The organism is Microbacterium thalli, from assembly GCF_028737325.1.
GTDB lineage: Bacteria > Actinomycetota > Actinomycetes > Actinomycetales > Microbacteriaceae > Microbacterium > Microbacterium thalli.
Map to the genome: position 1 here is coordinate 1 of NZ_JAQZCH010000011.1, position 544 is coordinate 544.

At 57.7% G+C, this 544-nt stretch carries 1 rRNA gene; it reads left to right on the forward strand.

Going from position 1 to position 544, the window contains the following annotated elements:
• Positions 1-544: ribosomal RNA gene (locus PUW82_RS15045) — 16S ribosomal RNA — on the forward strand; the annotation flags it as partial.

Genomic DNA, 544 nt, shown 5'->3' on the forward strand with positions numbered 1-544 from the left:
CCTTACCAGCCCTTGACATGTCCAGGACCGGTCGCAGAGATGTGACCTTCTCTTCGGAGCCTGGAACACAGGTGCTGCATGGCTGTCGTCAGCTCGTGTCGTGAGATGTTGGGTTAAGTCCCGCAACGAGCGCAACCCCCGTCCTTAGTTGCTACCATTTAGTTGAGCACTCTAAGGAGACTGCCGGTGATAAGCCGCGAGGAAGGTGGGGATGGCGTCAAGTCCTCATGGCCCTTACGGGCTGGGCTACACACGTGCTACAATGGCGGTGACAATGGGATGCTAAGGGGCGACCCTTCGCAAATCTCAAAAAGCCGTCTCAGTTCGGATTGGGCTCTGCAACTCGAGCCCATGAAGTTGGAATCGCTAGTAATCGTGGATCAGCACGCCACGGTGAATACGTTCCCGGGCCTTGTACACACCGCCCGTCACACCATGGGAGTTGGCTTTACCTGAAGACGGTGCGCTAACCAGCAATGGAGGCAGCCGGCCACGGTAGGGTCAGCGACTGGGGTGAAGTCGTAACAAGGTAGCCGTAGGGGCC